Annotated in this window: 12 protein-coding genes and 2 tRNA genes; 5 read left to right on the top strand and 9 right to left on the bottom strand. The window is 71.3% G+C overall.

What is annotated here, in order from left to right:
• Nucleotides 1-28: 28 nt before the first annotated feature.
• Together hisN and AC507J_RS06770 are read left to right on the top strand one after the other, a co-directional pair.
• On the top strand, nucleotides 29-832 hold the full coding sequence (hisN, locus tag AC507J_RS06775; protein WP_496288203.1) for a histidinol-phosphatase: 804 nt from the start codon (nucleotides 29-31) through the stop codon (nucleotides 830-832).
• Nucleotides 833-891: 59 nt separating this feature from the next.
• Nucleotides 892-1,743 carry a hypothetical protein gene (locus tag AC507J_RS06770; RefSeq protein ID WP_496288364.1) on the top strand — a complete coding sequence of 284 codons (852 nt, stop codon included), beginning with the start codon at nucleotides 892-894 and terminating at the stop codon, nucleotides 1,741-1,743.
• Nucleotides 1,744-1,805: 62 nt separating this feature from the next.
• Here the strand turns inward: AC507J_RS06770 and AC507J_RS06765 are convergent, their stop codons facing one another.
• Nucleotides 1,806-3,008: a glycosyltransferase gene (locus AC507J_RS06765; RefSeq protein WP_496288202.1), complete on the bottom strand. Its 1,203-nt coding sequence runs from the start codon at nucleotides 3,006-3,008 to the stop codon at nucleotides 1,806-1,808.
• A 137-nt stretch (nucleotides 3,009-3,145) separates the two neighbouring features.
• Here AC507J_RS06765 and AC507J_RS06760 point away from each other — a divergent pair, with 137 nt between their 5' ends.
• Together AC507J_RS06760 and AC507J_RS06755 are read left to right on the top strand one after the other, a co-directional pair.
• The gene (locus AC507J_RS06760) at nucleotides 3,146-4,114 is read left to right on the top strand and encodes an SDR family oxidoreductase (RefSeq protein WP_496288201.1); all 969 of its coding nucleotides are present in this window, start codon (nucleotides 3,146-3,148) and stop codon (nucleotides 4,112-4,114) included.
• A 9-nt stretch (nucleotides 4,115-4,123) separates the two neighbouring features.
• Nucleotides 4,124-4,699 (top strand): DUF5709 domain-containing protein, encoded by a 576-nt coding sequence (locus AC507J_RS06755; RefSeq protein WP_496288200.1) that lies wholly within the window; start codon nucleotides 4,124-4,126, stop codon nucleotides 4,697-4,699.
• Between the two features lie 33 nt (nucleotides 4,700-4,732).
• Here the strand turns inward: AC507J_RS06755 and AC507J_RS06750 are convergent, their stop codons facing one another.
• Nucleotides 4,733-5,392 carry a response regulator gene (locus AC507J_RS06750; RefSeq protein WP_496288199.1) on the bottom strand — a complete coding sequence of 220 codons (660 nt, stop codon included), beginning with the start codon at nucleotides 5,390-5,392 and terminating at the stop codon, nucleotides 4,733-4,735.
• Nucleotides 5,389-6,513, bottom strand: coding sequence for a MacS family sensor histidine kinase (gene macS, locus AC507J_RS06745; RefSeq protein WP_496288198.1), 1,125 nt, complete (start codon nucleotides 6,511-6,513; stop codon nucleotides 5,389-5,391). The genes AC507J_RS06750 and macS overlap by 4 nt, the downstream gene beginning before the upstream one ends.
• 115 nt (nucleotides 6,514-6,628) lie before the next feature.
• Between macS and AC507J_RS06740 the strand changes: the two genes are divergently transcribed.
• Nucleotides 6,629-7,099 (top strand): ATP-binding protein, encoded by a 471-nt coding sequence (locus AC507J_RS06740; protein ID WP_496288197.1) that lies wholly within the window; start codon nucleotides 6,629-6,631, stop codon nucleotides 7,097-7,099.
• Between the two features lie 40 nt (nucleotides 7,100-7,139).
• Here AC507J_RS06740 and AC507J_RS06735 read toward each other — a convergent pair whose 3' ends face one another.
• From AC507J_RS06735 to AC507J_RS06710, 6 genes are all read right to left on the bottom strand, one after another.
• Nucleotides 7,140-7,970 (bottom strand): phosphoribosylaminoimidazolesuccinocarboxamide synthase, encoded by an 831-nt coding sequence (locus tag AC507J_RS06735; protein ID WP_496288196.1) that lies wholly within the window; start codon nucleotides 7,968-7,970, stop codon nucleotides 7,140-7,142.
• A 66-nt stretch (nucleotides 7,971-8,036) separates the two neighbouring features.
• A complete protein-coding gene (locus AC507J_RS06730; RefSeq protein ID WP_341717482.1) occupies nucleotides 8,037-8,279 on the bottom strand; it encodes a hypothetical protein in 243 nt (80 codons plus the stop codon).
• Between the two features lie 103 nt (nucleotides 8,280-8,382).
• A tRNA-Met gene (locus AC507J_RS06725) sits at nucleotides 8,383-8,456 on the bottom strand.
• Between the two features lie 210 nt (nucleotides 8,457-8,666).
• A tRNA-Met gene (locus AC507J_RS06720) sits at nucleotides 8,667-8,743 on the bottom strand.
• A gap of 145 nt (nucleotides 8,744-8,888) precedes the next feature.
• Nucleotides 8,889-11,888 carry a UPF0182 family membrane protein gene (locus AC507J_RS06715; RefSeq protein WP_496288195.1) on the bottom strand — a complete coding sequence of 1,000 codons (3,000 nt, stop codon included), beginning with the start codon at nucleotides 11,886-11,888 and terminating at the stop codon, nucleotides 8,889-8,891.
• Nucleotides 11,889-11,987: 99 nt separating this feature from the next.
• On the bottom strand, nucleotides 11,988-13,001 hold the full coding sequence (locus tag AC507J_RS06710; RefSeq protein ID WP_496288194.1) for a YlbL family protein: 1,014 nt from the start codon (nucleotides 12,999-13,001) through the stop codon (nucleotides 11,988-11,990).
• Nucleotides 13,002-13,046: the final 45 nt, after the last annotated feature.

The raw sequence follows: 13,046 nt of genomic DNA, 5'->3' as shown, positions 1-13,046 counted from the left end.
GGACGCGCGGGTCGCTACCGTGTCCGACATGACCGGGTACGCCGACGATCTCGCCCTCGCCCACCGGCTCGCCGATGCCGCCGACGCCATCTCCTCGACCCGTTTCCGCGCGCTCGACCTACGGGTGGAGTCCAAACCCGACCTGACTCCGGTCTCCGACGCGGACACCGCCGTGGAGCGGGAGATCCGCGCCCTGCTCGCCACGGACCGCCCCGACGACGGGCTGCTCGGCGAGGAGTTCGGTGCCACGCCAGCCGCCGGCACGCGGCAGTGGGTGGTGGATCCGATCGACGGCACCAAGAACTTCGTCCGGGGCGTACCGATCTGGGCCACCCTGGTCGCGCTGCTGGTCGACGGCCGGCCGGTGGTCGGGGTGGTCTCCGCGCCGGCGCTCGGTCGACGCTGGTGGGCGGCGCAGGGCACCGGGGCGTACGCGGGCCCCGACGCCGCCCGGGGCGAGCCGATCCGGGTCTCCCGGGTAGGCGAGCTGGCCGACGCCAGTTTCTGCTACTCCTCACTGGACGGCTGGGAGCAGGCCGGTCGACTGGAGCCGGTGCTCCAGTTGATGCGGGACAGCTGGCGCAGCCGGGCCTACGGCGACTTCTACGGTTACATGCTGTTGGCCGAGGGCGCGCTGGACGTGATGGTCGAACCGGAATTGTCGCTCTGGGACGTGGCCGCATTGGTACCCATCGTGACCGAAGCCGGGGGAACCTTCACCGACCTGGCCGGTCGGCCGGCCCCTGCCGGAGCCGAGAACAGCGCCGTGGCCAGCAACGGGCTGTTGCACTCCGACATCCTCGACCGGCTGGGTCGACCCGCCGCGCGCTGACGCCCGGTAGCCTCTATCCTCGCCAGGTGGCTACCGCAGGTTGGTGTTTCCTGGCGGCGATGATCGTCGCGTACGGCGTCGCCAACCTGTTGCAGTCGGTCGCTGCCGCCCGCACCACCGTGCACCACACCTTCGATCCGGGTTTGCTGCTGCGCCTGGCCGGGCACCGCACCTACCTGGTCGGTCTGGCCTGCCAGGTGGGCGGGTTCGTGCTGGCCTTTCTGGCCCGGCGGGACCTGCCGCTCTTCCTGGTGCAGGCGAGCGTGGCGGCCGGGCTGGGCGTCACCGCCATCCTCGGGGTGATCATGCTGAAGTGGCGGCTGCCGATGGCCGAGGTGGTGCTGCTCCTGCTGCTCTTCGCCGGGATCAGCGCGCTGGTGCTGGCCGCCCGGCCGGCACCGTCGAAACCGCTCGGCACGGCGGGCATACTCGCCCTGCTGGTGACCCTGGCGGTCATCGCGGTGCTGGGCTTCTTCGCGGTCCGGCTGCGCGGTGCGCCCGGCTCGGTGGCCCTGGGCTCACTCGCCGGGCTGGGCTTCTCTGCCGCAGCAGTGGCCGCCCGGCCGTTGGCCTCCGCGCCGAACTGGGAGGCGTTCCTCACCGACCCGCTGCTCTACCTGCTCGTCGGCCACTCCATCGTCGGTCAGCTCCTGCTCGGGCTGGCCATGCAGCGCGGTTCCACCACGGCGGCGGTGGCCGCCATGGACGCCGCCGGCGCGGTACCCGCAGCGATCATCGGGCTGCTGCTGCTCAACGACAAGATCTGGCCGGGCCGGGAGTGGCTCGCCGGGATCGGCTTCCTGGTCACCCTCGCCGCGGTCATCGGGCTGACCCGCTATGCCGAACCACAGCATCACCACGCCGTCGCCCAGGAAACCACCCGCGCCGTCGTCGGCGCCGCAAAGGTGTAAGGAAGGGCCCCTTGTTAACGCCTCAGGTATAGGAAGGGCCCGTTCTTAACACCGCTGGCGGGTCAGGCCGCCTCGACCGGCTTCCGCCGGCCGACCACCCGCTCGTAGAGCCGCTCCAGGGCGGCGGCCGTCCGTTCCCAGGTGTAGCTGCACCGCACCCGGTCCACTGCGGCGTGCCCGTACGCGAACCGGCCCGCGTTGTCGGTGAGCAGCCGGCGCAGCGTCATCCCGAGGGTGCGTACGTCACCCGGCGGCACCAGCTTGCCGGTGACCTCGTCGACCACGGCGTCGGCGATGCCGCCCATGGCGTAGCCGACCACCGGCACACCACACGCCATAGCCTCCAGTGACACCCGGCCGGCCGACGAGTAGCGCGGGGTGCAGGCGACCACGTCAGCCGAGCGGTACCAGGTGGCCATCTGGTCGTGCGGCACCGCGCCCACCAGGTGCACCTGCTCGGCCACGCCCGCGCGCTCGGCAAGCTCGCGCAGCCGGCGCGCTTCGGTGTGGTTGTCCAGCCGGTCGGCCGGCGGTCCACCGGCGATCACCAGTTCCGCGTCGCCGACCAGACGCATGGCCCGGATCAGGTCTTCCTGGCCGTGACCGGGCGAGAGCCCGCCCACCGAGAGGATCCGGGGCCGCTGGTCGCGTGGCGCGGCCTCGCCATCGGGATGGAACCGCTCGGTGTCCACGCCGGTGGGGACCATGGCGACCGAGGTGCGTTGCAGGCCCATCCGGGTCAGCTCGTCGACCTCGTCGTTGCACTGGGCGATCGCCACATCGATGGCCCTGGTGAGCGCCCGCTCCAGCGGGATGCGGTTGCCCGGACCGTCGTACTGCGGGCCGAGGTGACGCAGCTGCTCCATGCCGATCGAGTGGAACGTCTGCACCACCGGGATGTCGGTCTGGCGGACGGCGTGCGCGGCGGCCAGCCCACCGATCCAGTAGTGCCCGTGCACCACCTCCGGAGTCCAGTCACCGGCCCACTGGTCGGCCAGCCACTTGCCCAGCTCGGCCACGTACGGCACCAGTTCGGCGGTGGGTATCGGGGCGACGGGGCCGACGGGTGCCCGGTGCACCCGGTAGCCGTCCACGGCGTCGCTCTCGGCCGACTCCGGATCGTCCCGCCGGGTGTACACCCGGACGTCGTGACCTCGCCCGACCAGTTCGGCGGCGACCCGTGCGATGTGCTGGTAGGTGCCGACGACGGTTCCGTCGCCGGAGGGCGGCGCAGCGGCGTGGGCGCAGACGAGGCCGACGCGCATGGGTCACCTCCATGCGGGATTGGGCGGTGGTCCTCCGGTCAGAGCGTCCCATTAACCCGGCCCTGAGGAGCCGAAACCTGGCAGATCGGCATGTGACCGGCGGCATGGTCCCCGACATCGCGGGGTACCGAGGCGGAATGCCCTTGAACCGACCGCTCGCCGACGCCACCGTCGTGATCACCGGCGCCTCCAGCGGAATCGGCACCCAGACGGCGTACGCGCTGGCCCGCCAGGGCAGCGCCGTGGTGCTGGCCGCGCGTACCGAGCCGGCGCTGCGCGAGGTCGCACGGCACTGCCGTGAGCTGGGCGGACGGGCGCTCGTCGTACCGACCGATGTCACCGATCCGGCGGCGGTCGAGCGACTCGCCGAAGCCGCCACCGCGGAGTTCGGCCGGATCGACGCCTGGATCAACAACGCGGCGGTCGGCGTGGTCGGGCTCTTCGACGAGATCCCGGCCGCGCAGTTCCGCCGGGTGCTGGAGGTGGACCTGCTCGGCACCGCGTACGGCATCCGGGCCGCCCTGCCCCGGCTCGGTGCGGCCGGCGGAGGCGTCGTGATCAACAATGCCTCGGTGCTGGCCGAGGTGGCGATGCCCTACCAGTCCGCCTACAACACCGCCAAGCACGGCATCCGGGGGCTCGCCGACACGGTCCGCCAGGAGCTGCGGGTCACCGGCCGGAGCGTTATCTCGGTCTGCACGCTGCTGCCCTCCGCCATCGACACGCCGTTCTTCCGGCACGCCGCGAACCACAGCGGCCGGGAGCTGGCGCCGCCCCCACCGGTGTACCCGCCGGAGCTGGTCGCGAAGGCCGTCGTCCGGCTGCTGCGCCGGCCCCGCCGCGAGGCGTACGTGGGCGGTGGGGCCCGCCTGATCGGCCTCCAGTGGCGGCTCGCTCCGGCGATGGCCGAACGACTCCTCGGCTGGTACGCCCAACGCACCCAGTTCGCCGCCGGCACCGAGTGCAGGGACACCGCCGGGAACCTCTTCCGGCCCGCCGGCGAGGCCCGGTCGACGGGCGGTTGGCACGGCCGACGCCGCCAGTTGATCCGGATCACCGCCGCCTTCGGTGGGTGGCGGCGGTTACGCCGGGAGAGCAGCGGGTAGTGGTCAGGCATGCGCGAGGACGAGTACCCCACCCCCGTCTCCGACCCGGAGGCCGACGGTCTGCCCGACACTGCCGACGACGACTCAACGGCGGGCGACGACGTGCTGACCGGACGGGAGGCGGACGGTCCGGCACCGGCGCAGCTGCCGGGCGACCGGTCGGCGACGGTGGCCGTGGACGAGTTCGGTACCACCGCCGAGGAGCAGCTCGACGGCGAGTCGTTGGACTACAAGCTGAGCCGGGAACGGCTCGAACCGGCGATCGACGACCCGCTCGCCGGCCCGATCGACCCGGGCATCGCGGCCGAGGCGGACAGCCGCGAGCAGGCGGCGCAGGCCCAGCTCGACGCGGACGTGATCGACCCGGGCCCCACCTCCGACCCGAACTCACCCGTCTCGCTCTACGACCACGGCCAGTTGGGTAGCGTCGCGGACGCCACGGTGGGCCGGCTGGTCGAACCGGACGAGGGGGCGCACACCGACCAGGAGACCGATTCGATCGCGTACGACGCGGGAGCGGCCGGCGGCGGTGCCAGCGCCGAGGAACTGGCCATCCACGAGACCCAACCGCCGCACTCGGTCTGACGCCGGCTCAGCGGGACCGCTCGGCGGTCCCGCTCAGTCGTCGAGGCCGCGTTCGATCGCGTACCGGGTGAGTTCGACCCGGTTGTGCAGTTGGAGTTTGCCGAGCGTGTGCTGCACGTGGTTCTGCACCGTCCGGTGGGACAGGCCGAGCCGTTCGGCGATCTGCTTGTACGACATCCCCTTCGCCACCAGCCGCAGCACCTCGGTCTCCCGTTCGGTGAGCCGGGGTGCCGCCGAACCGGTCCCGCCCGCTTCGCGCTGCCCGGCGGCCAGCCGGCGGTACTCACCGAGGACCAGCCCGGCCAGTCCGGGCGTGAAGACCGGCTCCCCGGCGGCGGTCCGGCGCACCGCCGCCAGGAACTCCGCCAGCGCGGCGGACTTCAACAGGTAGCCGGTGGCACCGGCCTTCATCGCCTCCAGCACGTCCTGCTCCTCGCCGCTGGCCGAGAGCATGAGCACCCGGAGATCGGGGCGGGCCGCGCGCAGGCCCCGGATCACCTCCACCCCGGAGATGTCCGGCAGTTGCAGGTCGAGCACCACCACGTCGGGCACGGTGGCGGCGACCACCCGGACCGCCTGGCGGCCCTCCCCGCAGCTGGCCACCACCTGGTAACCGGCCTCGGTGAGGTCGCGGGCCACGCCCTCCCGCCACATCGGGTGGTCGTCGACCACCATTACCCGTACGCCGCTCATTGTCGTCTCCTCGGCACGGTGAGTTCCACCTCGGTACCGCTGCCCGGGGTGGAACTGATCTGGGCGGTGCCGCCGAGGTCCGTCAGGCGTCCCCGGATCGCCTGGGTCACGCCGAGCCGCCCCTGGGCCGCGGCCTCGGTGAGCCGCTCCGGTGCGAAGCCGGGTCCCTCGTCACGGATCGAGACGGTGACCGTCGAACCTTCGTCCTCGACAAGTATCCAGGCGCGTCCGCCGCCGTGCCGGGCCGCGTTGTCCAGGGCCGCGCCGGTAGCGGCGGCCAGTTCGCGGGCGACCGTCGGAGGCAGCGGCACCGCAGTGGCCGGGGCGGAGAGCGACACGGTGGCCGAGGCGTACCGGCCGAGCAGCCCACGCAGGTCCACCGGGTCGTCGGCGGCACCGGCCGGGGCCGGCCCGGTCCCGGAGATCAGCGCGCGTAGCGCCGCCTCCTGCTCGCCGGCCAGCCGGGCCAGTTCCCCCGCCTCGCCGTCGAGGCGGGCACCACGCCGCTGCACCAGGGCGAGCACCTGGAGCACCGAGTCGTGGATGTCGCGGGCCAGCCGCTCCCGCTCCCGGTTGGCGGCCTCCAACTCGACCGCCCGCTGCAACCGTTCCTCGGCGGTCACCGCCAACCGGGCGACGTGCCCGACGACCACGCCGGCGAGCAGCATGAGGATCGCGCCGTTGAGCGCGCTCGGGGTGAGCATGCCCCGCGTCACGAGGTCGGCCGCGCCGAGCACGAGCGCCGCCGTCACGCCACGGCGTCGCCCGCCGCAGACGGCCCAGGCGAGCACCGGTCCGCCCAGCCAGGCCACCGCCAGGGTCGGCAGGCCGGCGGCGAGCGCGGCGCGGCCCATCACCGCGGGGGTGACCAGCAGGATCGCCAGGACGACCGCCAGATCGGCCAGCAGCAGCGGCCAGCCGCGCCGGGCCGGCACGGCGTAGTTGACCGCGGTGACGGCGGTCCAGACCGCCATCACCAGCACCAGCGCGCCGGCGGCGAGCGGGTGCGCGTACCGGTCCGCGTCCCGGGCCACCACCACGCAGACGTACGCCAGGGAGGCCACCCGGTACACCGCGACGGCCCGCCAGAGCGGGACCTCGAAACCACCGGGCACGGACACGTGCGTCACGATGCCACAGGCCGTTCCGGCACCCCTCGGACGAGCGGTCGAGCGAATCCTGACGTACGGTGGGAAATGCCGCGTAAACCTCCGTGATCTCTGTCGGGACGGGGCCATGACGAACGCACAACCCCGCAGACCGCGTACGGTGGTGCCCATCGAAAACGCCCTCCTGATCGCCGACGCCTTCGACCAGGCCCAGGTGACCGAGCTTCGACACTCGGTCACCTCCTGCGCGCGCTCCGCCGGACTGCTCGGCGATCGCCTCGACGACTTCGTGCTCGCCGTCAACGAGCTGATCACCAACGCCGTGCGGCACGGTGGCGGTCAGGGCTGGCTGCGGTTGTGGCAGGAACCCGGGCTGGTGCTCTGCGAGGTCTCCGACCACGGCACGGGCATCAGCGTGCAGCGCCTCGACAACCGCAACCGGCCGGCACCGGACACGGCCGGCGGCTGGGGGCTCTGGCTGGCCCGCGAGCTGACCGATGCGATGGAGGTCGAGACCGGCTCCGCCGGCACCACGGTACGCATCATCACCGCGACCGTCCCCACCGAGCAGCACATCGGTCGGCACCGGCAGGACTGAGCGGGCGCGGTCGGGCCGGTGGACGAGCCCGTCGGTGGGGTCAGTCCCAGCGCTCGCCGGTGAGCTTCTCGTAGACCTCGATGTAGCGGGCTCGGGTGGCGTCCACCACCTCGGCGGGCACCTCGGGGGCGGGCTCCCGCCGGTCCCAGCCGCTGGCAATCGCCCAGTCCCGCACGTGCTGCTTGTCGTAGGAGAACTGCGCCCGGCCCGGCTGGTACGACTCGGCCGGCCAGAACCGGGACGAGTCCGGGGTGAGCACCTCGTCACCGAGGACCAGGGTGCCGTCGGCCGCCCAGCCCAGCTCGATCTTGGTATCGGCGACCAGGATGCCCCGGTCGGCGGCGAGTTCGGCACCCCGGCAGTAGACGTCGATGGTGACCCGCCGCAGCCGCTCGGCGGTCTCCGCACCGACCTTGTCGACCGCCTCGGCGTAGGTCATCGGCTGGTCGTGCTCACCCACCGGCGCCTTGGTCGACGGGGTGAAGATCGGCTCCGGCAGGATGGCCGCCTCGACCAGGCCACGCGGCAGTTCGACGCCGGAAACCGCGCCGGTGCTCTCGTACTCCTTCAGGCCCCCGCCGGTCAGGTAACCCCGGGCGACGCACTCGACCGGAACCATCTCCAGCCGGCGGCAACGGATCGCCCGGCCGGCGTACTCCGCCGGCACGTCGGTGGAGATGACATGGTTGGGCACCAGGTCCGCCAACTGCTCGAACCACCACAGCGACAGCGCGGTGAGCAGCTTGCCCTTGTCCGGGATCGGAGTGGGCAGCACCACGTCGTAGACGGAGACGCGGTCCGAGGCGACCAGGATCAGATCGTCCCCGTCGGCGTAGACGTCCCTCACCTTGCCCGAGTGCAGAAGTTCCACGGCGACAAGTACACCACCCCCAACCGGGGGGCGAGGAAGTGCCCCTCGTCGACTTGCCGGAGCGCGTCAGCGTCGACGACCGCGGGTCATCCGGATCACCAGAAGGACGATCACGCCCACCACCAGCAGGCAGCAGAGCAGGCTCAGGAAACCGAAGAAGCCGAAACCACGCCCCCGCCGCCGGGCGGCCTCGACCACCAACTCCCCGGTGCCGGTGGAGGCCCACGCGGCGACCGGCACGTACAGCGACAACACGACCGTGCCCAGGAGCGTGCCGAGCCGCCCCCACCATTTGCCGAAGGAAGACATGGGCCCATCCTCGCCGACCCGGACAACCCCACGACGACGATCGGGGCCCGGGTCCGGAAACGACCAGAGGCCCCGGACGAATCCGGGGCCTCTGGTCTGGCAGTAGCGGGGACAGGATTTGAACCTGCGACCTCTGGGTTATGAGCCCAGCGAGCTACCGAGCTGCTCCACCCCGCGTCGGTAGAAACAACCTTACCCCACCCTCCGCCGCCCTCTCATCCGCCCCACCCGTTTCGCTCCGGAAGCGCCACTGGCAGGCACGCAGACGCCTGTCGAAGGCATTCGGGCCACAGAACACGGGCCACCAACATGGGCCACGAACAAGAGCCACCAACATGGGCCACGAACAAGAGAACGGCCCCGGACTCGTCCGGGGCCGTTCTGCGGTGGTAGCGGGGACAGGATTTGAACCTGCGACCTCTGGGTTATGAGCCCAGCGAGCTACCGAGCTGCTCCACCCCGCGTCGGTAGATCCACCGTAGCGCACCACCCCGGGCCGCTGCAAAACGACCCGGGGAACGGCCTGGACCGCGCCTGACCGACCAAGAGAAAAGGGCCCGCGGCGGCGACCGGGGATCGCCGGGCCGCAGGCCCTTCTCGGTTGGAACGTCAGCCGCTCGGTGACGGGCTGCCGGTCGGCGCCGGTGTCGACGCAGTGCCCCCGGCCGCCTGCTGAGCCTGCTGGAACGCGGTGAGCGCCTCGTCCAGCGCCTTCAGCGCGCGACCGTACCGCTCGAAGTCACCGGACGCCTGCGCGGCCCGCACCTCCGTGATCGCGGCCTGCACCTGGTTCGCGGCCGCCCCCAGCTCGCCGGTGAGCGGCGGCGCCTCGGTCGCCGGCGGCGAGGCGGGTGGCGAGGCCGGTGGCTCCTCACCGTCGGCCGGCGGTTCCTCGGTGGCCGGCGGCGGATTGCCGGCGGCGGCCCGCTTGCCCTGCTCGACGAGCTGCTTGATGCCGTCGGCCGGGTTGTCGGCCAGCACCACGAACGAACCACCGTCGCCGTACGACAGCAGCACCTTCTGCAACAGCGGGTACGCGTCCTGCTGGTTGCTCTTCACGTAGACCGGCTCAACGTAGAGCATGCCGTTGCCGAAGGGCAGCGAGAGCAGGTTGCCGTACTGCACCTGGGCCTGGTTCGAGGAGAGCAGGTTCAGCTGCTGCCGGATGTTGGCGTTGTTGGTCATCTGTTGGTGCACCTGGACCGGACCCGAGACACGGGTCTGGTCGGGCAGCTCCAGCACCTGCAACGTCGGCTTGCCGTCCTCGTACGACCCGGAGATCAGGGCGGCCAGGTTCTGCCTCCCGTTCGGGGTGACCGCGCTGGTCAGCTGGAAACGCGGCTCCTCCTGCTCCGGGAACTGGGTGTAGAGGTAGTACGGCGGCTGCTTCACTCCGCTGTCCGGCGCGTCCGGCACGTTCGGCACCTGCCAGAAGTCCTGACCGGAGTAGAAGTCACCCGGGTTGGTGACGTGGAACCGGGTGAGCAGGTTGCGCTGCACCTTGAACAGGTCGGCCGGGTAGCGGAAGTGCTCGACCAGCGACGGCGGGATCTCCGCGCGCGGCTTGATCAGGTCACCGCCGAACGCCTTGTTCCACGCCTTGAGCACCGGGTCGTTCTCGTCGAACTCGTAGAGGGTGACCGTGCCGTCGTACGCGTCGACTGTCGCCTTCACCGAGTTGCGGATGTAGTTGACGTTCTCCCGGGCCAGCTGGATGGTGCCCCGGCCGGTCAGCTCGTCGGTGGTCTCCTGCTGGAGGTTGACCCGCTCGGCGTAGGGGAAAGTGGCGGCGGTGGTGTAGCCGTCCACGATCCACTGCACCCGGCCGTCCACGATCGCCGGGTACGGGTCGCCGTCGAGGGTGAGGAACGGGGCGACCTTCTCCACCCGGTCCCGGGGGTTACGCACGTAGAGCAGCTTGGAGTTCTCGTTGACCGCCTCGGAGAGCAGGAAGTTCGCCTCCTGCTCCTTGATCGAGTAGAGCAGTCGGCGGGTGAACGACCCGATCTCGACGCCGCCCTCGCCGGTGTAGGTGTAGTACGACTCGCGCCCCTCGCCGCTCTCGCCGGCGGGCCTGTCGAACTCGGCCGGGTTGGCGTCCGCGTTGGGCTTGCCGACGATCGCGTAGTCGCCCTCCGTCATCCGCTCGCCGTAGTAGATCCGGGGCTGGTTCGCCGGGATCAGGTCGGTGGGCGAGGAGCAGGACTCCTGCGACCGCTCGCCGAGGAAGCCGGAGACGAAGAACGGCTGGCCACCGCAGACCACCCGGTTCGCGGGGGCGGCGACCACCCCGTAGCCGTGGGTGTAGACGGTGTGCCGGTTGATCCAGTTGCTCTGCTGTGCGGTCAGCTCGCTGTAGTTGATCTCACGTACGCCGACCACGTAGTCCTGGGTCTTGCCGTCGACCGTGTACCTGTCGATGTCGAGCTTCGGACCGAAGTCGTAGAAGCCACGGACCTGCTGGAGCTGGGTGTAGGTCTCGCTCACCAGCTGCGGATCGAGCAGCCGGGCGTTCGGCACCACCGCGGTGTCGGTGGCCAGGCTCTCCTGCGGGGTCAGGTTGCTCGCCGCGTACGCCGAATGCTTGGCGATGTCCAGCCCGTACGCCGCGCGGGTCGCCTCGATGCTGCGCTCGATGTACGGCGCTTCCTTGTCCCGGGCGCTGGGCTTGACCTCGAAGGTCTGCACCGCCCAGGGGTAGATGCCGCCGATCGCCACCGCCGACACGCCGAGCAGCGCCAGGGAGATCCCCGGCCAGACCAGGTTCCGCATCCAGGCGTTGGAGAACACGATGATCGCGATCGCCACCACCACGGAGATGTAGGCCAGGATCTCCTTGGCCGGCAGCAGCGCGTTGATGTCGGCGTACCCGGCGCCGTAAACGCCCACGCCGTCGTTGTACTCAAGCAGCATCGAGCGCCGGTCCAGCACGTACGCGACCGCCTTGAGCAGGACGAAGACGGCGACCAGCGAACTCAGGTGGGCGCGGGCGGCGTTGCTCATCCGGTCACCGACGCCCTGTAGGCGCACCCCGCCGAAGAGGTAGTGCATGGCCAGCGAGCCGATCAGGGCCAGCACCACCGCGGTGAAGCCGAGGCCGAGCAGGAACCGCCAGAACGGCAACTGGAAGACGTAGAAGCCGACGTCGGTGCCGAACTCCGGGTCGTTGACGCCGAACTCGCCGCCGTGCAGGAAGAGCAGCCACTGGTTCCAGCGGCTCTGCGCCGACAGCCCGGCGAAGAGACCGACGATCGTGGCGGCCGCCACGATCCAGAGCCCGAGCCGGGGACCGAGCAGCATCCGGTACCGCTCCAGGGTCGCCTGCTCGGGTGAGTGCGGCCGGTTGCGGGGGCGCAGTCGCTGCGCGAGCCAGAGGTTGCCGCCCACGATCGCCGCCATCGCCAGCGCGGCGGCCAGGAAGAGCAGCAGCCGGGTGACGAGCACGCCACGGAATACGCCGGTGTAGTCGACCTCGGAGAACCAGAGCCAGTCCGTCCAGGCCTGAACACCCCAGCCGAGCAGGGTGAAGAGGACGAACACCCCGATCAGGACACCGATCGTGACGCGTCCGCGTCGGCTCATCCTTGGCAGGGGGCTGCTGCTACGCATGACCACTGTTGGCTCCGCACGCTCGATATGATCGGCTCCGACCAGGCACCCAGAGTACGGGGTGTTTCTGAGAGCGTCCGCCCAAGGTGTCGCCGGGAATCAGCAGTGGGTCGGTTCGCCGCCGGAACGCAGGGTCTCCAGTGCCGCCAGCGCCTCGTCGAGCGAGCCCACCTTCACCAACGGCAGATCGGGCTGCCGGTTGCGTACCGCCTCGGCGCAGTTGGCCGCCGGCACCAGGAAGACCGTCGCGCCGGCCTGCTTCGCCCCGACCAGCTTCTGCGGGATGCCGCCGATCGGGCCGACCCGACCGGTGTCGTCGATGGTGCCGGTGCCCGCGATGACCCGGCCGCCGGTGAGATCGTCCGGGGTCAGCTTGTCGATGATCCCCAGGGCGAACATCAGCCCGGCGCTCGGGCCACCGATGTCCTTCAGGTCGAAGGAGAGCGTGAACGGGTGTGGCTGCTGCTGTTCGATCTCGATGCCGATGCGGGGCCGGCCGTCCTGCTCGCGACTGGTGATGGTGCCGGTTCGGGCGGCGCCGTCGCGGGTGTAGCCGATCCGCAGCGCCGTGCCCGCCGGCTTTGACCGGATCAACTCGGTCAGTCGGGCCGCGAGCGGCACCGGCTCCCCGTCCACCGAGGTCACCACGTCGCCCGGCTGGAGCACGCCGGCCGCCGGACCGTCGGCGGCCACCGTCTTGACCACCACCTGCACCTCGTACCCCAACTCGCGCAGCGCGGCGGTCTCCGCGCTGGTCTGCGAGACCTGGAAGTCCTCGGCGTTGCGCTGTTCGACCTCTTCCCGGGTCTCCCCCGGTGGGTAGACCAGCTCACGCGGCACCACCGCCTGGTCGTCGGAGAGCCAGCCCTGGATCGCCGCGCGGAGCTTGACGCTGGGCTGCACACCGACGGTGGTCAGCCGCAGTTGACCGGCGGAGGTGGAGGTCTCCCGGCCGGTGACCTGGATCACCTCCTTGCCGTCCTCCTGGCCCAGCGTGTCGACCGTCGGACCGGGACCGAGCACCACGTACGGGACGGGCGCGCCGAGCACCCCGATGCTGAGCAGAGCGGTGAGCAGAGCACCGAGCAGGACGGTCACGCCGCGACGTCTCATGCGGCAGAGCGTACCGATCCGGGCGAGATCGCCCGGTCGGCACGA

Source organism: Micromonospora sp. PRAS1 (assembly GCF_059553435.1).
Note: the sequence above shows the minus strand (reverse complement) of the source record. Positions and strands in the feature narration are given on the sequence as shown.